General features: G+C 44.6%; 18 protein-coding genes. 5 read left to right on the top strand and 13 right to left on the bottom strand.

The window, feature by feature from the left end; translation table 11 throughout:
• Nucleotides 1-57 precede the first annotated feature (57 nt).
• The gene (locus H1230_RS16315; protein WP_239710670.1) at nt 58-309 is read left to right on the top strand and encodes a hypothetical protein; all 252 of its coding nucleotides are present in this window, start codon (nt 58-60) and stop codon (nt 307-309) included.
• A gap of 42 nt (nt 310-351) precedes the next feature.
• Here the strand turns inward: H1230_RS16315 and H1230_RS16310 are convergent, their stop codons facing one another.
• From H1230_RS16310 to H1230_RS16280, 7 genes are all read right to left on the bottom strand, one after another.
• Nucleotides 352-1,005 carry a hypothetical protein gene (locus H1230_RS16310; RefSeq protein WP_239710668.1) on the bottom strand — a complete coding sequence of 218 codons (654 nt, stop codon included), beginning with the start codon at nt 1,003-1,005 and terminating at the stop codon, nt 352-354.
• Nucleotides 1,006-1,143: 138 nt separating this feature from the next.
• Nucleotides 1,144-1,917 (bottom strand): barstar family protein, encoded by a 774-nt coding sequence (locus H1230_RS16305; protein WP_239710666.1) that lies wholly within the window; start codon nt 1,915-1,917, stop codon nt 1,144-1,146.
• Between the two features lie 107 nt (nt 1,918-2,024).
• A complete protein-coding gene (locus H1230_RS16300) occupies nt 2,025-2,600 on the bottom strand; it encodes a suppressor of fused domain protein (RefSeq protein WP_239710663.1) in 576 nt (191 codons plus the stop codon).
• Nucleotides 2,601-2,684: 84 nt separating this feature from the next.
• Complete coding sequence (locus H1230_RS16295) at nt 2,685-3,005, bottom strand: DUF6572 domain-containing protein (protein ID WP_239710660.1); 321 nt, start codon at nt 3,003-3,005, stop codon at nt 2,685-2,687.
• 261 nt (nt 3,006-3,266) lie between these two features.
• Complete coding sequence (locus tag H1230_RS16290) at nt 3,267-3,773, bottom strand: hypothetical protein (protein WP_239710657.1); 507 nt, start codon at nt 3,771-3,773, stop codon at nt 3,267-3,269.
• 132 nt (nt 3,774-3,905) lie between these two features.
• Nucleotides 3,906-4,331 carry an SMI1/KNR4 family protein gene (locus tag H1230_RS16285; RefSeq protein WP_239710655.1) on the bottom strand — a complete coding sequence of 142 codons (426 nt, stop codon included), beginning with the start codon at nt 4,329-4,331 and terminating at the stop codon, nt 3,906-3,908.
• Between the two features lie 74 nt (nt 4,332-4,405).
• Complete coding sequence (locus H1230_RS16280) at nt 4,406-5,779, bottom strand: sedoheptulokinase (protein ID WP_239710653.1); 1,374 nt, start codon at nt 5,777-5,779, stop codon at nt 4,406-4,408.
• Nucleotides 5,780-5,864: 85 nt separating this feature from the next.
• Between H1230_RS16280 and H1230_RS16275 the strand changes: the two genes are divergently transcribed.
• Nucleotides 5,865-6,458 (top strand): P-loop nucleotide/nucleoside kinase family protein, encoded by a 594-nt coding sequence (locus tag H1230_RS16275; RefSeq protein ID WP_239710651.1) that lies wholly within the window; start codon nt 5,865-5,867, stop codon nt 6,456-6,458.
• Nucleotides 6,459-6,534: 76 nt separating this feature from the next.
• On the opposite strand, the gene thrS is transcribed toward H1230_RS16275, so the two are convergent.
• The 6 genes from thrS to H1230_RS16245 all read right to left on the bottom strand — a co-directional run bounded on the left by thrS (nt 6,535) and on the right by H1230_RS16245 (nt 13,200).
• Nucleotides 6,535-8,457, bottom strand: coding sequence for a threonine--tRNA ligase (thrS, locus tag H1230_RS16270; RefSeq protein ID WP_239710649.1), 1,923 nt, complete (start codon nt 8,455-8,457; stop codon nt 6,535-6,537).
• Nucleotides 8,458-8,852: 395 nt separating this feature from the next.
• Nucleotides 8,853-9,335: a DMT family transporter gene (locus H1230_RS16265; protein WP_239710647.1), complete on the bottom strand. Its 483-nt coding sequence runs from the start codon at nt 9,333-9,335 to the stop codon at nt 8,853-8,855.
• A gap of 47 nt (nt 9,336-9,382) precedes the next feature.
• Nucleotides 9,383-10,081 carry a Crp/Fnr family transcriptional regulator gene (locus H1230_RS16260; RefSeq protein WP_239710645.1) on the bottom strand — a complete coding sequence of 233 codons (699 nt, stop codon included), beginning with the start codon at nt 10,079-10,081 and terminating at the stop codon, nt 9,383-9,385.
• A 48-nt stretch (nt 10,082-10,129) separates the two neighbouring features.
• Nucleotides 10,130-10,555, bottom strand: a complete 426-nt coding sequence (locus H1230_RS16255) for a DMT family transporter (protein ID WP_239710643.1) — start codon at nt 10,553-10,555, stop codon at nt 10,130-10,132.
• A 170-nt stretch (nt 10,556-10,725) separates the two neighbouring features.
• Nucleotides 10,726-11,070 (bottom strand): hypothetical protein, encoded by a 345-nt coding sequence (locus tag H1230_RS16250; protein WP_239710641.1) that lies wholly within the window; start codon nt 11,068-11,070, stop codon nt 10,726-10,728.
• Nucleotides 11,071-11,292: 222 nt separating this feature from the next.
• A complete protein-coding gene (locus tag H1230_RS16245) occupies nt 11,293-13,200 on the bottom strand; it encodes a heavy metal translocating P-type ATPase (RefSeq protein ID WP_239710640.1) in 1,908 nt (635 codons plus the stop codon).
• Nucleotides 13,201-13,676: 476 nt separating this feature from the next.
• On the opposite strand from H1230_RS16245, the gene H1230_RS16240 reads away from it, so the two are divergent.
• Genes H1230_RS16240 through H1230_RS16230 form a run of 3 tightly spaced genes read left to right on the top strand, consistent with a single transcriptional unit; the run spans nt 13,677 to nt 22,377 of the window.
• The gene (locus H1230_RS16240; protein ID WP_239710637.1) at nt 13,677-15,524 is read left to right on the top strand and encodes a non-ribosomal peptide synthetase; all 1,848 of its coding nucleotides are present in this window, start codon (nt 13,677-13,679) and stop codon (nt 15,522-15,524) included.
• Nucleotides 15,521-16,831, top strand: coding sequence for a glycosyltransferase family 4 protein (locus H1230_RS16235; protein WP_239710635.1), 1,311 nt, complete (start codon nt 15,521-15,523; stop codon nt 16,829-16,831). The genes H1230_RS16240 and H1230_RS16235 overlap by 4 nt, the downstream gene beginning before the upstream one ends.
• Nucleotides 16,828-22,377: a non-ribosomal peptide synthetase/MFS transporter gene (locus H1230_RS16230; protein WP_239710633.1), complete on the top strand. Its 5,550-nt coding sequence runs from the start codon at nt 16,828-16,830 to the stop codon at nt 22,375-22,377. The genes H1230_RS16235 and H1230_RS16230 overlap by 4 nt, the downstream gene beginning before the upstream one ends.
• The last annotated feature ends 28 nt before the right edge of the window (nt 22,378-22,405 follow it).

The following is a 22,405-nucleotide window of genomic DNA, read 5'->3' as shown; positions in this document are numbered from 1 at the left end:
TCGTTAGGGTAGAAAGTCAAAAAAAAGGTTAATAAGGTTTTAGAGGAGCGTGCGGATATGAATGAATGGTCACTGCTTGATTGGGCTGCTAGATTTATGGGAATATCAATTTTAATTCAGTCTGTTTTCTTTATTTTTGGCAAGAAGATCCTACTCTATGAGAAATATTCTGGAAGAAGAACGGTTTCAGATCATACGACTCCAAATTCAAGAAATTTCTACCGTTTTGCTGGCGTCGTCGGAATTATATTAGGAGTATTAATGATAATTTATGGAAGTGGAATTTTAGATATCCTCTTTGCTTGGTAACGATGCAGATAATATTAGTCAATTGGATATCTCCTATGTCACCTAAAATGTGATTTTTTCCAGAAGACTGTTCTTTATTATTATTGCAAATTCGGCTTCTTCTGCTGAATCTCCCCACCTGAAGAACAGGTTCTCCTGATACTTTAACACCAAGTTTTGATAGTTCACCCTATGCTGAATGTTGTTTCCAAAGGAACAAAGAAACATTTCTTTGACTGAGTCTTCATTTTGTATTTCCTTGTTTTGACTTGCAAAAACCATACCCTCATATGGAGAAGTAGCCATAATACGAAATGCCTTAGTTAAATCCGAAGATTCAATTTTAGCAATACTTGAAAAATAAATATCATCACCCATAACGATTTCAACCTCAGGACCTTTACCAAAAGCATCTATTTCCCAACTTCTTTGAACATTTTTCCATACCTTTAAGTAATTATCCAATCTTGATCGACTCCGCGCCTGGATGTTTATTTGAATATAAAGTGTATACTGTGATACTACATCCAACTTCCATATCTCCTGGAAAAACTGACCACACAGGTTAATAAAGTGATCTCTTTTATTTTTACCATATAAAAAATAACCGCTGTAACTTAAAACACCATATCCAGAGGACCCTTTTGGAAATTTATTTTTTTCAAACCATTGATAATAACTACAAACATCCTCTGAAATTTCAACCGAAGTTCTCACCCTTACACCTCCATCCAAACCTTAACGTGAAACTTAGAATTAACCTAGGTCAGGTCCTTTTTTAATAAGGAATCCACTTTAATTGCACCAGAATCAAGAGGGTTGAACAATAGCGGCCAAATGGTGCGCTCACCTTCCTTACTCTTGCCGGATAATTATGGTATTTACAGCAGCAAGCTCTTTAAATTTTCCGATAAAAACCTTTTGCTCCTGAATGAAATCCTGAGTTTGAATATTTGATTCTCGCAAATAAAGGGTAAAAGGCGGTTTGGATCCGAACCCTCCGCATAAGCAATCTTTCAGACTAACTAAATCATATCCGTAATATCCACTAGGACCATTCATTGCCTCTCCTAACGCGCAGAAGAAAGAAACAACATCTGATACCAAAGTTAAATCCAAATCATAATCAAGGTTCTGTTGGTCTTTGGGTATTCCTAACACACTATTATGCAATCGTACAACCTCTAACCATCCGGTTCGATATTCTTTTGTGAACCTTGACCAGGAATTGTTAGACTTTGGAACGCCTTCACTCCATATCTTCCAAATCCCCAGTGCCTCTTTGGAAGGCGATTCAGCAAATGCTCCAACTAGTTCTATTGAAATTATATCTTTCTCCATCTTAAGCTTATGAAAGAAAAACGGAGATTGAAGAGAAAAAAAGTAACTACCTAATATATTCGCAGTATTATCTAATATAGAAATATAAATATTAGAAATAGAGGCTTTAGTTGACTGGTAGTATCTTTTAAATTCTTCCTCAACCTGCAGGTTTTCTACAATAAGGGTATGAAATAATTCACTGTTATTTTCAAAAGCATATTCTCGTGTCATCCCAAGTATGTTTCTGCAAGTTCCCACGATCAGATCACTGTCATCATCAATAATTAAAAAATCAAGGTGATTCATAGGTTTATTACCTCCAAATCCTTTACCACCTTCTGGATACTATTTACCCAATCTTCATTAAATTCCCAATAACCATGCCTGCAAAACTCTACAAGGTAAAAAAGTATCTATAATATGGATTTTCGTTCAATGTCGAATATATCTATTTCTTTCTGCACAAACAAATCCTCAAGTATCTCTGTTCCTTTTTCTTGTGCAAACAAATACTCATTTTCAGATATTGGAATGGCAAGCAACCATGCTACTTTTTTATCTGGAAAATCGAGTGTCTGTAAGTCTTCCCACAGAAAAGGTGATATAAATAGCACATGCTTCATCTCACTACTCGGATAATACATTTTCACAATATCCCGAAATACTTTTCCAATTGAAACAGTATATTTTGAGTTAATAATACAAAATGCACAGGTAGCTAGTACATTTGGATATTGCTCATTTTCTGTTGCGCACGCCCCCACTATTTCTAACCGTAGTGGCTTCCCATCAATTTTGTAGTCGATTAAATGGTCAGATAGTCCAATAGTAGAGTAAGATGTTACCCCATCGTAAGGTCTATTGACTGCAGTTAACAAATCAATGTTACTTACTTTTGTGTCATCCCAATATTTTGAAACACTTGGTTTACCCCCAAATGCTTGTAGGGCAGATTTCGCTATCATCTTATTCTCATTTGAAATACCCATTGTATACCTCCTAAGACCACTTCTAAATATCAGACTCCAACACTCTTTTCTCAAAACAGCCCCAACCAAGGTTTAATACGCCTATTATCCGATACGATAATTAAATATGAATCCGGCATTCCGTATTGTTCCCTGAGCGTTATCCAAAAAAGCAGTACAATTCTCAGAAATGTCGTTCTTGAAATGAATAGAAATTTCTATATCTCTACCCTCTGCTCCTTTATAAGAAGAATATATTTCACCGCTTTCAATAAAACTTAAATATCTGTTTAGTTTTTCTTGGAGCAACAATAGATGTTGCTCTTCATTTATCCAATCATGACTATCAATTAATGCTAATGTAACGCAATTCTTCTCTTTATCAATTCCAATTGCATCAATTCTCTTAGAGTCCTCTAATGCCAATTTAATTCCTCCCATCATTATTTTTGGGTTAATTTTTACCGAATAAAGTCAATTGCCCTTCTTTGCTTATATGGCCAGTTTGGAACCTTCATTGGAAACCATTTTATTCATAGTTTGTTATATTTCGTTAGATAATTGCTCTTAATGTTAAACTGGATTATCAATGAACAAATTCTTGAAATTCATCGGCAACCTGCAAGCCTTCCACAATTTTTGAATGGCATAGTCTCTATGCTAGTGATTAAACATAGTTATTTTAAATTATAGTTGAGGATTTCTGACAAAAAGCTCATTATTCTCACAAACGACAGACCATTTTCGATTGGTTTCCTCTACTTGATGTTCATTTAATATCCATGATTCTCCATCTACAGGGGCACAAGAGATCGTTATCGTTTTTCCATTCTCAAAAGAAATAAACAATACTTCATCATTCAAAATTACAGAATTAATCGTAGATTTCCCAATCCATCTGAGATTCGCCAACTCAAAAGCTTGTACAGGTTCCTCTTGATCTTTTGTTTCAGGCGTTGGAAAAAAGGTTAATCTTGTTTCCCATTCTTCTCTTGAATATAACCACCAATCACATAATAGATAAAGTTCCACTACCGTAGGTAATTCGTGCCCTTGAAAATACTTTTTGGAATTCCTTCCAAATCTTAAAGTAAATGATGTATCAAATTTAAAGCCTTCGAAATAGGTGTTATTAAGTAACGCTTGAGTTAATGCTATGGCTTTTTCACGAGCTGGTTGTTTATGATAATTCATAATCTCCCTCCAATTCCAGAACTATTGCATGAACCTATTCTGAAGTCCCAGTCTCTGGTTCATACTACCATCCATAGGTGTTCAAAAGCGTCTGATCCTGCCTCTACTGGTTTACTACACCATCGCGACTATTTATTGTAACATTTGGATGAGAGCAGAAAAGCTATGCGCTATGAAAATAGATCTAATAGTATTGTCCTTTACTTTCTCCACAAAAACGATAACCGGAACATCTCCACCACTATAATCAAAACAAAACATATTGTCTTTCTCATCAATAGCAAAAGGAAAATGTCTCCATGGTAAATTATATCTTTCTGAGTTGTATTTATCCAAAATATCAAGCTCGTCAAAAGCTAAAAATGTCAACAGAAATCCAAAATTTATATTGATTTCATTTACAACTATTATCTTAGAAGAGGGTTCCCCACCCTGAAAATTCATAGCTATAATAAGATAATCATTAGGAAATTGTATACAAAAATTTTTCTCAACTGCTCTTACTGCCTCTAATTCAGCAGAGCTATATTCGGTTAGCCATTCTATTTTCCCTTGCATCTTCTCACCTCTAATACTTGTGTTCCTCAAACTTAACTGTAAATTCCGGCAGTGGTCCGAAAAAGATCTATTCTCTATATCTGCAAGCTCACGATGAACTGCCCTGCTTCCCTGAAGCTGGCAATCTGTCCCGAACCCACAGCGGCACACAAGGCCGCCCCGACAGCGGCTTCTTCCGGAGCTTCACTCAGTTTCATCGGCAGCCCGAAGGTCATCTGCGCTTTGGTACACAGCAGCGGATTGGCACGCAATGCGTTGCCGGAACCGATCAGGATCTCAAACGGTTTATCCACTTTCTCATTAATTACCCTAAAGAAAGCATGCAGCTCATTAATCATTCCTTGCAGAAAAGCATGGGCTAGGCTGCCTGGAGTCCAGTTGTCTAGTGAGATGCCTTCCACAGTACCCCGTGCGTCTGGATCACTCCGGGTTCCGAGAAATCGTGGGCTCACGCGCAGACCGTGCGCTTCGTTCTGTTCATTTCTCAAGAGCTGGTCCATCAGCGAGTATACGTCAGTTGGCTCATCCCCCGTATAGGACGCGATCAATTGACGGAAGAAACTTTCCAATAGCGCATAGGATTTGCCTCCACTAAGTGCTGCCCCGACCATAAGTACTCCCCCGCCAGGATAAGGACGGGCCTCCATTCCCACTACAGTTCCGGAGTATTCCGGAAGCAGCGCTGACAACTGGCTCCCCGTGCCAATGTTCATAAGAACCGTTTCTTCTGGATGAGGCACACTACCCAGGAAACTCGACTGATTATCTCCTAAGGAGGCATACACAGAAATCCCCTGATTGGTTAGGCCTATTACCGTTCCAGAAGGCACTACTTTGGGCAGCATGGCCGGATCAAGCCCCGCTGCAGCAATCGCCGCTTTATCAAAGTCGTTCAATTCAAAGCTGTAGCAGCCAATTCCAGCGGCCTGAGTCGGATCAATCAAGGGCACTACACTGCCGGTTAGTCTGAGTGTCACATAATCAGCAATGGTACAGAAGCTGACCGCACTAGCTGGAACATGACCGTTTCGCAGATTATAGAAATGAGTTACTAGTCCGTATCCCGGTGTGATGGTATATCCGGAATGTTCACTCAAATACTCTGCATAGGAATGGGAGTCGTCTATAGCAAGACTTCCCCTGCCATCCTGCCAGGTATAGAGCGGGCTGACTTGCTTCCCCTCCTGATCTACGTATACAATCCCATGCATTTGCCCGGTCAGGCCGATTCCAAGCACTTCCGGCTCCCATCCGATCAGGTTATTCAAGATATCTTCCACTTGAAGAAAGATCTTATCGGAGTCCTGCAGCCTTTCCCATTCCTCATAGCCTTTCTGGTCCAAATAAGGATTATCCTCTGTGATAGCATGCAGGATGGTTTTGCGTTCCAAATCATAGACTAGCCCGGTGATGGTGGTCGTTCCGATATCGAGTCCGATGAACTTCATAAATTTCCCTCTTCCCGAATGATATCGTATGATAGAAAATAGAATTGATCTTCCATATGGAATTGATGATTAAGGAGACACAACAATGAACAAACTCGTTTTTTTTCTAGGACCTGGAGGCGCTGGCAAAACTACGCTGGCAAAAGTGATTGCCTCCCGCCGTAAAGTTCCTTTTTTGGATATGGATATTCTACTGCGGCCTGCAGCCGATGCCATCATGACCTTGCATGGACTAGACCCAGCGGATAGGGATTCCGCCGAATACAAGAAGCTCTGCCGCAATTTGGGCTATCGGATCACGATGGACGCCGCACTCGATAATATCGGTCTGGATATAGACGTCTTTGTGGTTGGACCTTTTACACAGGAGGCCAATAACCCGGATTGGATAGGTAGCGAGTTGTCCCGGATTGGACGTTCCCTGCAAGATGTTAAGGTTAAGGTCGTCTTGGTCGGACTGGCCAATGAGGCATTGTATCTAGAACGGATTAGGGGCAGACATTCATCATTGGATGATTGGAAATTTCGGCATTGGGACGAATTCTGCGCTTCGCTTGGCAACCGCTCTGTACAATGGCCACTACCTGCTTCGAGCATAATATTGATTGATAACTCCAATCCGAATATTGAAGCCACGATAACGGCAGTAGAGCGATTTATCTACGATTTGCCAAATTGAAAGATGAGCAAAGGATTGGCCCAGCGCCATGGAATGAATAGGCTGCTGAGTCACCTCCTTTGCTCAATAAAGTTAATTAATGATTAATCTCTTTCCGTATAATCTCACCCTTGAGCTGCGCAATAATCTCCAGAATACTTGTTGAACCCAGATCTCCAATCCCACGTTTTCTCACCGATACAGTTGCGGAATTCTGCTCATTCTCACCGATTACCAGCATATACGGGATTTTTTCCAGCTGGGCTTCACGAATTTTGTACCCTAGCTTCTCATTCCGTATATCCACTTCGACCCGTAATCCCGCTTCTTCCAAGGATTTCTTCACTTGCAGTGCATAGTCGATATTATTCTCGGAGACAGGTAACAGCTTCGCATGTACGGGTGCAAGCCACAGTGGAAAAGCACCGGCAAAATGCTCGGTTAAAATCCCCATGAACCGGTCAACCGATCCATACACAGCGCGATGAATAACAACTGGCCGATGTTTAAGACTATCCACTCCCACATAAGCGAGATCAAACTTCTCCGGCATCTGGAAATCCAATTGGATCGTTCCACACTGCCAACTCCGCTTAAGCGCATCTAAGATGTGAAAGTCAATCTTCGGACCGTAGAAGGCGCCATCCCCTGCATTGACAATATACTCGATGCCGCGTTTATCCAAGACATTCTGTAAAGATTCCTCAGCATGGTTCCATTGCTCCTCAGAACCCATGAAATCCTCCGGCCGAGTCGATAACTCAATCCTGTATTCGAAACCAAATACTTGATACACATAGTCAATCAGGTCGATGATCCGGCTAATTTCTTCCTCAATCTGCTCAGGCAATACGAATAGATGGGCATCATCTTGGCAGAAAGTACGCACACGCATCATTCCATTTAGAGCGCCGGAAAATTCATGGCGGTGTACCTGACCAAATTCCGATAGGCGGATAGGCAGCTCACGATAAGAATGCAGTGTGTTTTTGAAAATAAGCATGTGTCCTGGGCAATTCATAGGTTTAAGCGCATATTTCGTATCGTCTACCTGTGTGAAGTACATATTATCTTTATAATGATCCCAATGTCCGGAGTGTTCCCAGACCCGATTATTCATCATCAGGGGTGTGCGGACTTCACTATAATCCCGTTGTCTTTGCAATTCACGCACAAAGTTTTCGAGCTCATTACGAATGGTCATCGCCTTCGGCAGATAAAAGGGCATTCCGGGCGCTTCCTCTGAGAACATAAACAATTCCAGCTCTTTGCCAAGCTTGCGATGATCGCGTTTCTTCGCTTCCTCCAGAATATGCAGATGTTCATCCAACTGAACTTTTTTGGGAAAAGAGGTGCCATAAATTCGCTGCAGCATTTTATTATTCGAGTCCCCACGCCAGTAGGCGCCCGCTACACTCAGGAGTTTAAATGCTTTCACCCGACCTGTCGACGGAAGATGTGGCCCACGGCAGAGGTCGAGAAATTCACCTTGATCATAAATTGTGATTTCAGCAGCCTCAGGTAAGCCGTGAATCAATTCCAGCTTTAGGGGTTCTTCCAGTTCGGTAAATGTCTTTAGTGCTTCAGTACGGTCTACCCTTCGACGAACAAAAGGAAGGTTTTCTTGGATGACTTTCTCCATCTCTTGTTCAATAATAACAAGATCATCACTGGAGAGCGGTTGCTCCATATCGATATCATAATAGAAGCCGTCTTCAATGACTGGTCCAATGCCAAGCTTCACTTGCCCGTGACCATATATACGTTTGATGGCTTGAGCCATAATATGAGCTGTGCTGTGTCTATAGATTTCCAAGCCCTCTTTACTGTCCAGCGTAACAATTTCGAGATGGCAATCATGCAAGATCGATTGATTAAGGTCTACAGATCTGCCATCTATTCTTCCCGCAACAGCACTTTTCTTCAGTGTCGTACTTATGGCACCCGCTGCTTCTAAAATTGTCGTTCCTTGAAGTACCCTCCGAATTGTTCCATCTGGCACTGTTACGTTGATCTCCATGATTTAGCCTCCATTTCTCAAATGTTGTTACTGTTGAACGCAAAAAAACGCATCTATCCCAGAAAGGGACGAGTGCGTTCAGCTCGTGGTTCCACCCTAATTCGACCTGCAATATATCCATTGGCTGATCGCCAAGGATGTAGCTGCAAAGACCTCATTGGTATCCGGTATCGGGGATAAATCGGTTCCGCTTACAGCCGTGATCCTTAGAATCAACGGGTTCAACGCCACGGCTACAAAGGGGTAATCTTCCAATCGGTTGCTGGAGAAGCTTGCAGCTTGAACTTCTCTCTCTGGACAGCTCGTCTCTGGAAATCATATCTTTGGTCAAAGCCTTATATCAGGTTACGGGTCTAATACTACTTAATTGGGCGTTCGAAAGTCAAGAAGAATAATTATTCCAACCCTAAAACACTTGCCTCCTTGGACTTCTGCGACTCACGTCTACCCCCTAATTTAAATACAATGATGCCCCCAACAATAACCAATACACCTAGCAGCTTATTGATTGTAAAAGGGACCTGTTCCAGTCCTAACCAGCCTAAGGAGTCCCATAACAGTGCAAATGCGAGTTGTGCTGTCAGCACGATTGAGATAGCATAAGTGGGTCCAAGTAGCTTTGTCCCCTGCACCAGACAAATAACCACACCTACCCCGATCAGGCCGCTGATCCAGTACCAAGGCTGCATATTTGGCAAAGTAAACATCTGTTTGCCTTCAAAGAGCAGGCCGATGGTCAGTGAAGCCACAAAACCCATGCCCAATACCAAGGTGGTGGTTGCCCAAGACCCTGTATGTTCATTCACTTTTGTATTAAAAATATTCTGCATACTGACCAGCGAACCGGCAGCAAGCGCCAATAATAGGCCTATAAACATCCCTGCAACTCCTCATTTGATTGATTTCTTCTGATCATTACAATAATTCATTCATAAATATTCCGACTTGCCAGTACGTTTAACCCTTCCCTGTCCTTAACAAGAATAAACCCTTTGTTCCGCTCAATTAGGCCCTCCGCACAGAATTTTCGAATCACTCGATTCAGATGTCTATAGCTGGTTCCAATTAAATTGGCTGCATCCACTAGACTGAATGTGCTTAGTTGCCCCTTAAATAACGCATCGGATTCATCAAAGGAGACAGACAATAGATAGCTGGCCAATCGTACTTCTACCGGATACATCAAATTGAAGCTTAAGGAAGTGGATTTACGGTAGAATTTGTCGGTGATGATTTCCAGTAAAAATTGCAGCAGTGGTGCGTGGTCTCTGCCATATTGTTTCAAACATCGATGATGAACACCGATCATCCAGACAGCGGATACAGCCTCTACCGTGTTGATGATGTTCGTCCCGTGGACGTATTCAATATCTCCGATCACCTCAAGCGGGGTTTTGAAAGAAAGAATCAGGGTTTTGCCTTCCGCTGAGGTAGTATAGGTCTTCAATTTCCCCTTAACAAGCACGTATAATACCTGTGCTGGTTCTCCTTGGGAACAGATGAGTTCCCCTTGATCAAAGCGGTATAACGACAAATGCGGCATTAATGGAGCATTAAAGACAGCTTCGATGTGATGAGCCTGCAAATAGGATTGCAGTAGCTCGGGGTCATGAATTTCTTCCATTACGCTTAGGTCACCTCCAGGCATTCACCATTTCAACCGAATCCACACTCAAAATTTCAATATCAGCACACCCGCAATCATCATTCCAATACCGGCGAACTGTGGCAACCTCATCTTCTGCTTCACCACGCCAAACCAACCGTTCATATCGATCAGAATCGTCAGACAGAGCTGGGCAATCAGCAACGCTGAAATAGTAAAGGTAACTCCGATCTGGTGAATAGCTGTGACTTCACTAAAAATGATGACCGCTCCAAAAGCTCCACCCATTAGATATAGCGGCTTCACTTGTTTAAAGCCTTGGCTTCTTCCATCGCGTACGAACAGCAGGATAGCCAAGGCCAGAATAAATCCGGTGAACTGGGTAATCGTCGCTGCTTGCCAAATGCCAATATCTTGACTAATCCGGGAATTGGCTACTCCCTGCAAGGTAATACAAGCCCCACCCATAAATGCAAATATAATCCCTTTCATTGCTGCTCTCTCCTCTAATTATCTCTCTCCACTATTAAAGGATATATTCAGGTATTTGAGAAGGACATATGTCCTCAACTATTGATTCACATGATTCACAAAAAAAAGAACCCTCTATATCTAAGGATTCTCACGTTATTAATACCATTATTAATACCATTAATTATAGCTTAAAAAGCTAACTGAACTGAACCATCTTCATAAATATCGACTCTTTGCGTACAGAGTAACATTCCCAGTCCAGAGGCGGTGCCCTTTTCGCTTAAGCTCTTCTGTCTCGCTTCCCATAAGGTTTTATCATGGATAATGTCATACAGGTAGTAGACGCCCGTGCCCGCTGCATCAGTCTGCTCTACAAATACGAAGCTATCCGCAAATAAGCTACGAAACCAATCGGCAGCTTCCGCATGTGATGTGAAAGTGGGCAGATCCTGTTCAAATTTCTCTGATAAATATTTCTGCTTCAGTCGGCCGATCGTAACATAATAACCTTCAAGCGTTTCTTGTGTAATCATTTTGAAGCCTCCTCTATTGGGTCTAGGTACAAATCTGCATGTGAATCACATAAATTCTTATCTTTTAAAAAAACTTTCGCCAAAAATAACATATTTTCAGAGAGTTAGCTGTGACATTTAACGAATGTAATTATCGAGCGCCCTATTCAGATCTTCCAGCACTTTATCCTGATTATCCTTACGGACGGCTTTCACTACGCAGTTCTCCAGTTAGGGTCTTGATTATCTCAGCAGTCGCAGACCGCTTAAGATCACAAGCAGGGTACTGCCTTCATGACTGACCACACCGGAGGGCAGATTAAGTCCGCCCCAGAAGTTTGAACTGACCAATACCAGGATAACCGCAAGGGCAAACGTTATATTTTGCTTCATGACCCGACTTGTACGTATCCCTAGGGAGATTGCATAAGGAATCTTGAGGATATCGTCGGTCATTAACACGACATTAGCGGTTTCCAAGGCTACATCAGTCCCGGCTGCTCCCATCGCAATCCCTACGGACGCTGCAGCCAGCGCCGGAGCATCATTAACACCGTCTCCGACCATGGCTACTTTACCGTACGTCTTAGTCATATTTTTAATCATCTGCAGCTTCTCGTCAGGCATCAGCTCGGCAAAAATCTCATCCACACCTGCGGCTCGCCCAATCGCCTCTGCGGTAAGCTTGGCATCTCCGGTCAACATCACCACATGTTTCCCCATTTTCTTAAGCTGTTGAATGGCCTCTACGGCATGGGTACGCAAAATATCCTGAACTGCAATCATTCCGGCGAATTGGTCTTCCGATTCTACAAACACAACGGTTTTCCCTTCGGACTCCAGTTGCTGCGCTTTGTTTAATTTATCCGCATCGAGCACAAGACCGAGCAGCAGTCCTCTTTTGCCGATTCGGCATTCCTTTCCGTTTACCGTGCCACTAACACCCATTCCAGTTACTGCCTGCATCGTTGCCGCTTGTTCAAGTATGAGGTTCTGCTTATGTGCAGCTTCCACGATGGCCTTGGCGATCGGGTGCTCCGAAAGATGCTCCAGGGAGGCAGCGAGACGCAGCAAATCCTCTTCTGAATTTCCTTCTACCGGAAAGATATCGGTTACTTTAGGTTTGCCTTCGGTGAGGGTGCCTGTTTTGTCAAAAGCAACAGCGTTGACGTTGCCAATCTGCTCCAGATGGACGCCACCTTTGAATAACACGCCTTTGCGGGCCGCATTGGAAATACCAGAGAGCATGGCAGGCATAATGGAGGAAACTAAAGCACAAGGAGAAGCTACAACGAGGAAGATCATGGCTCGGTAAATGGTCTCTTTCCAGGTCCAACCAAACAGAAACGGAGGTAATATCATCAGCATAACAGCTAATCCAACCACACTTTTGGCATAGATCCCTTCAAATCGTTCAATGAAAAGCTGGCTAGGCGGGAGTTCGTTCTTGGCTTCTTGCACCATATGTATAATTCGCGACAATAAAGTATCATTAGCTGCTTTGGTAACCTTGATCTGAAGTGCGCCTTGACCATTCATCGTTCCCGCAAAAACAGGATCATTCGTCGCTTTATCGACAGGGATTGACTCGCCGGTAATGGAGGCTTGATCGACTGCCGAGATTCCGGCTAGGATCATGCCGTCACAGGGAATACGCTCGCCGGGTCGAACCACCACCACATCCCCTAAGTGCAGCTCTGAGGCTTTCACTTTGGTTTCAGTATCTCCACTTAAGCGCATGGCTTCCTCCGGGCGATATTTTAGAATTGCGGCAATGTCCTGATTGGTTTTCTCCATGGAGTAATCCTCCAGTGCTCCGCTAAGACAAAAGATGAAGATCAGCACCGCTCCATCCATCCAATAGCCGATACTGGCTGCCCCGATGGCTGCTACGACCATAAGCAGATCTACGTCCAGATCTCGTTCCTTAATCAAGGTCTCCAGGCCTTCCCAGGCTTTTCGGTAACCACCCACAACATAAGCCAGTACGAAACAAATAATGCTCCAACCCCCCAGCCCATTTCGCTCAGTAATCCAACCTAGTCCGATCATCAAAAGACTTGCAGACGCAATGATCATGCCACTATGCTTCTCCCACATTTCAGTGATTGTAATTCCTCTGTTTTCACTGGAAATGACGACTTCACTCATCTGTCCCACTCCTTAACTATCTATTATGATTGAGAACTATTATCACAATATATCCCCCGGGGGCATATTGTAAATGCGTTTTGTGGGCGATCTGTGACAAAACATCAAAAAATCAACAAAAGAACAGCCTAACCCCAAATATTCCGCTGTCACAAGCGTCGATGAAGAAATAACTGCATAATTACTATTTATTTACATGTGGGAATTTCATGTGCTATAATAATGCCAAAAGTTAAGCAAACGTTTGCGCAACTTGATTCTTTATTCCTCTTCCGCTACGCTATTCCCAGAAAATCACATAGCATGTTGAAATAATTGCAGTTCAGACACTTCATGAAAGCGCTTAACTGAATCTCCATTTTAGCGGTGTAGATCTTCTCCTAACAACCTATCTGATAGGTCCGGTAGTTCAGTCGTTTATCTCTAAACGGCTTTTTCTTTCATATAGTTTATATAACGAGGAGGAAGAGAAGATTATGAAATCAGCAGTATCTATCGTTGCGTTAATTGAAGAGACCGCCGCAAAGTACCCCGAATGGCCTTGCCTGGAATATGGAGAGCAGCTGTATACTTACCGGGAAACCAATGAAAAAGCAAACCAGCTTGCCGCCTATTTACGAAGCAATGGCGCTGGCCCAGGCCAATTGGTCGGTATTTTCCAGGAAAGTTGCCCTGAAATGATCATTTCAATGATTGCGATCTTAAAGTCAGGGGCAGCATACGTCCCTCTCTCCACTCTCTTTCCAAATGAGCGACTAGCTTACATGCTGGATGAATGCGATCCGGTAATCATTCTTACCCATTCGCTGTTGGAACAACGGCTAGCGGAATTAAACCATACTTCCTCTGCTAAGTATATATCCCTGGATCTGTATCGTGAGCTTGTTGAATCGCAGCCCTGCCACAACCCACTATACCCGATCATTCCTTCGGACTTGGCTTATATCATCTACACCTCCGGATCGACCGGTAAGCCAAAAGGCGTCATGATCCCACACCAGGGCATTCCCAATCTCGTTCTGGAACAAATCAAAAAATTTCAACTTCGTGTTGGGGATCGAGTGCTTCAGAATGCTTCGGTTGCCTTCGATGCTTCGGTCTCCGAGATCTTTACGACACTGATTGCTGGAGCCACACTTATTTTATTACAGCAGGACGGGTTACTAGTGGGAGATAAGCTTCAGCAAATCCTGAGGGAGAAGGAAATTTCCATCGTTACACTAACCCCTTCTGTACTGGCTACTTTGCCGCATGAAGAACTTCCTGATCTGTTGACACTCATTACAGCAGGTGAAGCTTGCACCCTTAAGCTAGTTCAGTACTGGGCACCCAAGCTGAATTTCATCAATGCTTACGGACCCACGGAAGTCACTGTATGTGCAACGATGCATGTATGCCAATCCAGTGATACTTCCGTATATTTAGGCAACCCAATTGCCAATACGGCGCTCTATCTGCTTAATGATCAATTACAACCTGTAGCTAGCGGTCAGATAGGTGAACTGTATATTTCAAGCAACGGACTAGCCAAAGGTTATTTGAATGCTCCTGAATTGACAAACCATTCCTTTATTGCGAATCCTTATGCGGACGGTTTTAGTGAATTTCTGTATCGAACAGGAGATCTTTGCCAGCAAGATTCCGAAGGAAAGCTTGAGTGGCTCAGTCGGGAGGATCATCAGATCAAAGTATCCGGCATTCGGATTGAACTGGGAGAACTGGAGTTTGCGCTGCGCGAATATACGGCAGTTGAAGAAGCGGTTGTCCTATATAACAAGGAGAAGAATCTCATCATCGCCTATCTGAAATCCGCAATATTCCCTAGACCTAATATCAGCCAGATCCGTAACTATCTACTAACCAAGTTTCCGATGTACATGCTTCCTTCCAGATTTATGTTCCTCGATGAATTCCCTGTCTTGACAAGCGGCAAAATTGACCGGAATAGTCTTCCCTCAATGGAAGATAGCAGACCGAATCTGGAGATAGAGTACGCGGCACCAAGAAGCAGCCTGGAGAATGTCCTGTCGGAAATATGGAGCGAGGTCCTGAAGCTTGACAAGGTCGGAATTTATGATAACTTTTTCGAATTGGGCGGACAATCGTTAATGAGCGTACAGATTGTATCCCGTATCCGCACCTATTTAGACATGGATATCCCGCTTCATATCATCTTCAATGCCGTGCCAACGATCGAACAAACTGCACTGGCTATTGAGCAATATCAGCTGGAGCAGATCGATGTTTTTGAGCTTGAACAGCTGCTAACAGAGCTTGAACTCATGGATGCGGCCGAAACTAAAACCTCGGAGGGGTCCCTATGAAAATTTTGCTTGTTCAGTCTATGGAATATTTATACCCTTGGGGCGGAGCACACAAAGCAAATCGTATTCTGATGGAAGGGCTGGCAGCACGGGGGCATCAATGTTTAGTAATCACACCATCGCTTAACGTGCGTGGATATGCAGAGTTTCTGCAGACCAAAGTAGACAGCGGCGAGTTCGACATTTTGGAAGATCAAGAGGACTTATTCACGATTCGCCAAAAAGCGGTAACAGCTCATACGGTAAAAGGTACTTTTAAAGTGTTTCCTTTCTTAAAAAGTAAAATAGAACAATTTCAACCGGATATCACAATCGTCTCAGAAGACAATACGCATATGCTACTCGAAACCGTACTGGAGACAAGGGTGAGAACTGTCTTTCTCGCTCATAGCCAAGCTACCCTTCCCTTCGGTCCCGAGAGCTTCCAGGAGGATTCCTCCAAGCTTGGACTCTACAAGCAGCTTCACGGTATTCTTTCGGTCAGCCAATACTTAAAAAACTATTTTTGGACGTATGCCGGCATTGATTCAAAGGTCATTTATTTCCCGTCTTACGGACCTAGCCCTTTTCCGTATTTGGGACACTTTGATAATAAGTATGTTACCGTTATTAATCCGTCTGCCATTAAGGGGATATCAATCTTTATAGGCTTAGCCCGTGTCATGCCCCATGTTGCCTTTGCTGCTGTTCCTACCTGGGCTACGACCGATGATGAGCTGGATGCATTGAGATCCATACCGAATATTACCGTTCTGGAACCTTCCGAGAATATCAATGATATCTATAAGCTAACCAAGGTGTTTCTAATGCCATCACTTTGGGGAGAATCCTTCGGGCAGGTCGTAGTGGAAGCTATGCTGCGCGGTATCCCCGTCATCGCCAGCCATGTGGGAGGTCTGCCCGAAGCCAAGCTTGGACTTGACTATATACTTCCCGTACAGCCGATCAAACAGTATATTAATGAGTCCGTATTAGCCAGTAAAATTCCTGTCCCCGTGATCCCTGAGCAAGATTTGGAACCCTGGCGCCTTGCTTTGAGCGAGCTGGTAGATAACCGGGTTCATTATGACGCATTATCTATGGATTCCTATGACCGCTCCAGAGATTTTCATGCCCAGCTGGGCATAGAACCGTTCGAAATCTATCTACAGGAATTGGTAGATACCACAACCCAAAATATTTCTTCCATAGCCCCATCATCCACAGATAAGGCTACAAGCAAAATTATGGAGACTATTAGCAACCTCTCTTTAGAGCAGCGGGCACGTCTATTAACCGCAATTGGGGAAAGGAGGGCAAAAGGTTGAGTCATCTATCCGAACGTATTAACCAGCTGACACCCCAGAAGCGGGAATTGCTAATGGCACGGCTCAAAGATAAAACTGCCCGTAAAACTCCGGAACCGGAGTGGGTTGCTAGCCCAAGAAGTGAGTTCGACAACACCTTCCCCCTCTCCTATTCCCAACAGCGACTCTGGTTCTTGTATCAATGGGCACCCGATAGTCCGACCTACAATATTCCTTGTGTCTTTCACCTGCCAATGGCGGTCGATGCAATCTTGCTAGAACAAGCCATTCAGCAGCTGGTGGAGCGCCATGAAATTCTGCGCACTACATACAAGACGTACGGTGAGGAAAGTCTGCAGGTCGTTCATCCCTTCACTACTTTAAAGCTGGAAGTGGTGAATCTGGAAGATCTTCCCCAGACACAGAGAACAGATCAGATGGAAGCTCTGATTCTGGAAAAGTCGCTGGAACCCTTTAAGCTGGAAGATGAAATTCCGCTTAAAGCCTATTTGTATACGCTGGATGAGAATAGGCATTGTTTATTGCTGAACATTCATCATATTGCCTGCGATGGCTGGTCGATCGGGATCATCATGGATGAGATTCAGCAGGCATACACAGCACTTCTCCATCATCAGCCCTTAGAGCTGGAGCCTATTCGTTATCAATATGCTGATTTCGCCAGCTGGCAAAGGAATTATCTCACTGGGGATGTTCTGAGCTATCATCAAAGTTACTGGAAAGATAAGCTTCAAGGCGATCTCCCCGTGCTGGAGTTGGCTACCGACAAGCCCCGTCTCCCTGAAAGAAGCTTTAATGGAGCTGTAATCATCCAGAACTTTCCGAACGGGTTATACGCCAGATTGCAGCAATTTTGCAAGGAAGAAGATGTGACCCCTTATATGGCTATGCTGGCCGCCTATTTCATCTTTCTGTATCGATATACCGGTCAGAAGGATCTGATTGTGGGTTCTGCGGCGGCCAATCGCAGTCGGTCTGAGATCGAGCGCAGTATTGGTTTTTTCGTCAATACGCTGCCCCTCAGGCTTCAGATTGATGAAGGCGCTACTTTCAGAGAAACCGTGCAGCAGGTAAAACAGCTTTCGCTTGATGCCCTGGAGCATCAGGATCTTCCATTGGATAAGATTATGGAGCTGGTTACCATTGAGCGGGATCTTAGTCATAGCCCCTTATTTCAGACACTGTTTGTACTGCAGAACATGCATGTAGGCGGAGGGGATAACCAAGATTTCCAATTGCACTTTAATGGCTCCCGAAATACAAGCAGCTCCAAGTTTGATTTAACCTTCTCGGCGACTGAGGAATCGGTTCAGGCAGAGTACAGCAGTGATCTGTTCCATGAATCAACCGTTATAGGAATGCTGGAGCATTATAGCAATCTGTTGGAACGCGCTAGCACGGCACCTGATCAGCTTATCGCCCATATTAATCTGCTTACGGAAGCAGAGAGTAATGTAATTCTGGAAGATTGGAGCGGAGTGAAGAACTCCACTGAACATGAAGGAGGCTTCCATCTTGTTCAGTGTATAGAAGCACAAGCGGCAATGTTCCCCAATCATATAGCCCTTGTCAATGAAGATATCTTCTACACCTATGAAGAGATGAACACGCGCGCGAACCGCATCGCCCATCATTTGCGGGAGCAAGGCGTTGGCCCGGAGACAACGGTTGGGATTGTTATGGAGCGGTCGGCCGAAGTTGTGATTGCTCTGCTAGCGGTTCTTAAAGCGGGCGGCGCTTATGTCCCGCTGGACCCTTCCTACCCTAGAGACCGCCTGCAATTCATGATCCGGGAATCCAGAATGACCACCCTCATCACGCAGCGCAAGCTTTCGGTGGATCTCCAGCTTGAAGAACTTGCAGAGATAGCCTTGCTGCATGTTGATCAGGATGAGTTATGGCTGACTCACGCCAATACGGAGAATCTTGTCACGACTACCGAATCACATAACCTGATGTACATGATATTCACATCAGGTACCACGGGACGTCCCAAAGGAGTTAGCGTCGAGCTTCGCCAGTTCCACAACTATATTCAGGGGATGCTTCTTCATCTGCAGATTACGGAGCCGTTCAGCTATTGCCTGGCCTCCACCTTTGCCGCAGATTTAGGGACAACCAATATATTCGGTGCATTATGCACTGGGGGAACGCTCCATGTATTGTCTTACGACCGTTCCTGCGATCCTGACGGAGTGGCTCAATACTTCCAGAAGAATAGAATCGATATCATGAAGATAGTTCCCAGTCATTGTGAAGCCCTGCTAGAGGCGGAACATCCTGAATTCATTATTCCACATAAGATACTCATTCTGGCGGGTGAAGGGTTAAGCTGGGAAACGGTCTCCAGAATCCAAAGCTTGCAGCCGAGCTGCAGGATTGAGAACCACTACGGGCCCACGGAAACCACAGTGTCTGCCCTTGCCTTTACTATTATCGGAGATGCGGATACCTCTTCAATAAGCCTAGTGCCCATTGGACGTCCTATTGCTAACGTCCAAGCTTATATCCTGGACCCTAACCTGAATCTGCTTCCAGCCGGTGTGCCGGGAGAGCTGTATATAGGTGGGAACGGGGTCTCACGGGGTTATAACAATAACCTCGAACTGAATAGTGAGCGTTTCATTCGCAGCCCCTTTGGAGAACGTGGGGAACGGCTGTATAAGACCGGAGACCGGGCTCGATTTCAGCAGGATGGTTCGATAGAAATCACAGGGCGCATGGATCGTCAGATCAAAATCCGTGGGTATCGGATAGAACTTGGGGAAATTGAAGCCGTGTTAACGTCTATCCCCTTCGTGAAGTCAGCGGTTGTTTTGTTAAAGTCTTTAACCCAGAAAGAGAAAAGAATCGTTGCTTATACAGTGTTAGACAAGCTAGTCCCTGTAGAGGAAAGTCTCGCTGAGCTTAAGCAGAGGCTAAAGCAAATACTGCCAGATTATATGATGCCTAATCATATTATTGTGTTGGATGCTTTACCGCTTAACCCCAATGGAAAAGTAAATCTTCCTCTCCTTACCGCTATGGACCTGACTCTGAATACCGCAGACGCAACCGACGAAGGGCCGCGGACGGTAACGGAACAGCGAATTGAAGACGTATGGAGAGCTGTTCTGGGAGATGGACCTATTTCGATTGATGACAATTTTTTCGAACTAGGAGGAGAATCCTTTAAAGCTCTTAAGGTAGTGCGGAGGTTAGAGGATTGGATCGGTATCATGGATTTCTTCAAACATCCGACAATCCGTACTTTGGCTGAATATATCGATCAAGGTAAACCTTCGGAACATCATCTGCTGCACAGATTAACAAAATCTGGGCCACAGCATAATGGTCGCGTGACGTTGGTCTGCATTCCTTATGCGGGAGGCAGCGCGATTACCTACCAGCCGCTGGCGATGCATATGCCAAGTACGGTAGATTTATATGCTATGGATATTCCCGGTCATGACTACAGCAGAAAAGAAGAAGCCTTGCTCCCCATCCATGAGGTTGCCCGTCTCTGCATACAGGAAATTAAAAGCTCCATCAAGGGACCGGTCGCTCTATACGGACACTGTGTCGGAGGTGCACTGACGATTGAGATTGCCAGACAGCTGGAACAGGAGAATATGCCATTAAGAGGCGTCTTTCTGGGCGGTACCTTCCCGATTGCCCGAATTCCCGGCCGCCTGTTCAATTGGTTCTCCAAGCTGTTTCCATCTGACCGCAGCATGTCCAACAAATCCTACCATGAGTTCTTAAAGGCACTTGGCGGGTTCACGGATGTAGAGGACAACGAAGAACGCGATTTCATGATACGTTGCCTACGCCATGATGCGCGCGAGAGCGAGAACTACTATACCTTTGCCTATTCGGATAAAGAATTCACCAAGCTCAGTACCCCCATCAACTGCATCATCGGCCAGAAAGACAAAGCGACCGAGCTTTACGAAGAGCGCTTCCGGGAATGGGGCTACTTCAGCAATCAGGTGGAGCTGGCGGTCATTCCGCTTTCCGGTCACTATTTCATCAAATATCAGGCGGATCAATTAAATGAAATCATAACTGCAACATTGGGTCTTGTATCTCCCCAGAAGGATAAAGACGATGCTCTAATAACAGATATAGGCGATATACAAGTGTCCACCTCTCCACACCCCCCAGCTGTAATAGCGCGGAAGCAAAGAGGTGTGTCCCCCAATCTAAAAATATTCTTCACCGTTATTTTTGGTCAGCTGATGTCTATCCTCGGTTCCGGTCTTACCGGGATCGCAATTGGCGTATGGGTATATTCGCAAACTCAGTCGGTAGCCGACTTTGCAGCCATTTCTTCGGCCTCGCTGATACCCGGCATCCTGGTATTACCTTTCGCGGGCGCCATCGTTGACCGTTATGACCGTCGTCTTGTGATGCTATTCAGCGACTTGATGATGGCCCTGCCCATTGCCTGGCTTGCCGTATTAATGGCTACTCATTCACTTGAAGTCTGGCACATCTATGTCTCCTCCGCCATTGGCTCGGTGTCACGGTCGTTCCATCGTCCAGCCTTCATGGCATCGATTGCTCAGATTATTCCCAAGCAGTATCTGGGCCACGCTAACGGGATCGTCCAGCTCGCCGGTTCCACCAGTGAAATGATTGCACCACTGCTCGGTGTGGCTCTCTACTCAACGATTGGGATGGCGAATATCTTCATCCTTGATGTGGTTAGTTTCTTTATCGCAATTACCACGCTGCTCATCGTAAGATTTCCAAACACATTATTCAGTAGACAAGAAGAATCCTTTCTTAAGGAAGTGCTTATGGGCTGGAAATTCATCGTCAAACGGCCGGGGTTGCTGTATATGATTGCTTTCTTTTTTATCGGGAACATCCTATTCGGCGCCGCATCCGTTCTAATTCAGCCACTTGTCCTTTCCTTTGGCACGCCTGCAGATTTGGCTGCAGTTACAATGCTTGGCGCGCTTGGCGCAGTGGCAGGCGGGCTTGTGATGAGTCTTTGGGGCGGTACCCAAAAAAGGGCTGCGGGGATGGTTGGTTTTGTGATATTGGAGGGTTTCTTCATGATCGTGACCGGACTCCGTGCTAACATATTGATGACCGCGGTCGGCCTTTTTGGGCTTTGGTTCTCTGTCACACTCGTGAATGCCCATTGGCAATCGCTAATTCAATCCAAGGTGGGGCTTCAGCTCCAGGGTCGGGTTCTGGCTACCAATCAGATGATCGCGATGTCCAGCATGCCGATCGGATACTGGCTGTCAGGCCTACTAGCAGATTCGGTATTTAACAAAGCAATGGAGAAGGGAGGATTCCTGACCCCCTATCTTGGCCCTGTTCTGGGTGTAGGCACGGGGCGAGGAATAGGCCTACTCATGGCCTCTGTAGGAGCGCTTGTTCTGATCTGGTCTGTAGTGGGATTTAGATTCAAGCCTTTACGCAATATGGAGGACGATCTAGAGGATGCTATTCCCGATGCTACCTTGGAGGACAGGGATTCGCTGCAGACGAAATTAGATCAACGGATTGTGCAGCTCCATAAGGCTAATAAATCCGTTGAAGTCTGAGGGGAAACCTCAATATTAGTCAATTTCA

Source organism: Paenibacillus sp. 19GGS1-52 (assembly GCF_022369515.1).
Lineage (GTDB): Bacteria > Bacillota > Bacilli > Paenibacillales > Paenibacillaceae > Paenibacillus_AQ.
This window is presented reverse-complemented; position numbering and strand designations above follow the sequence as displayed.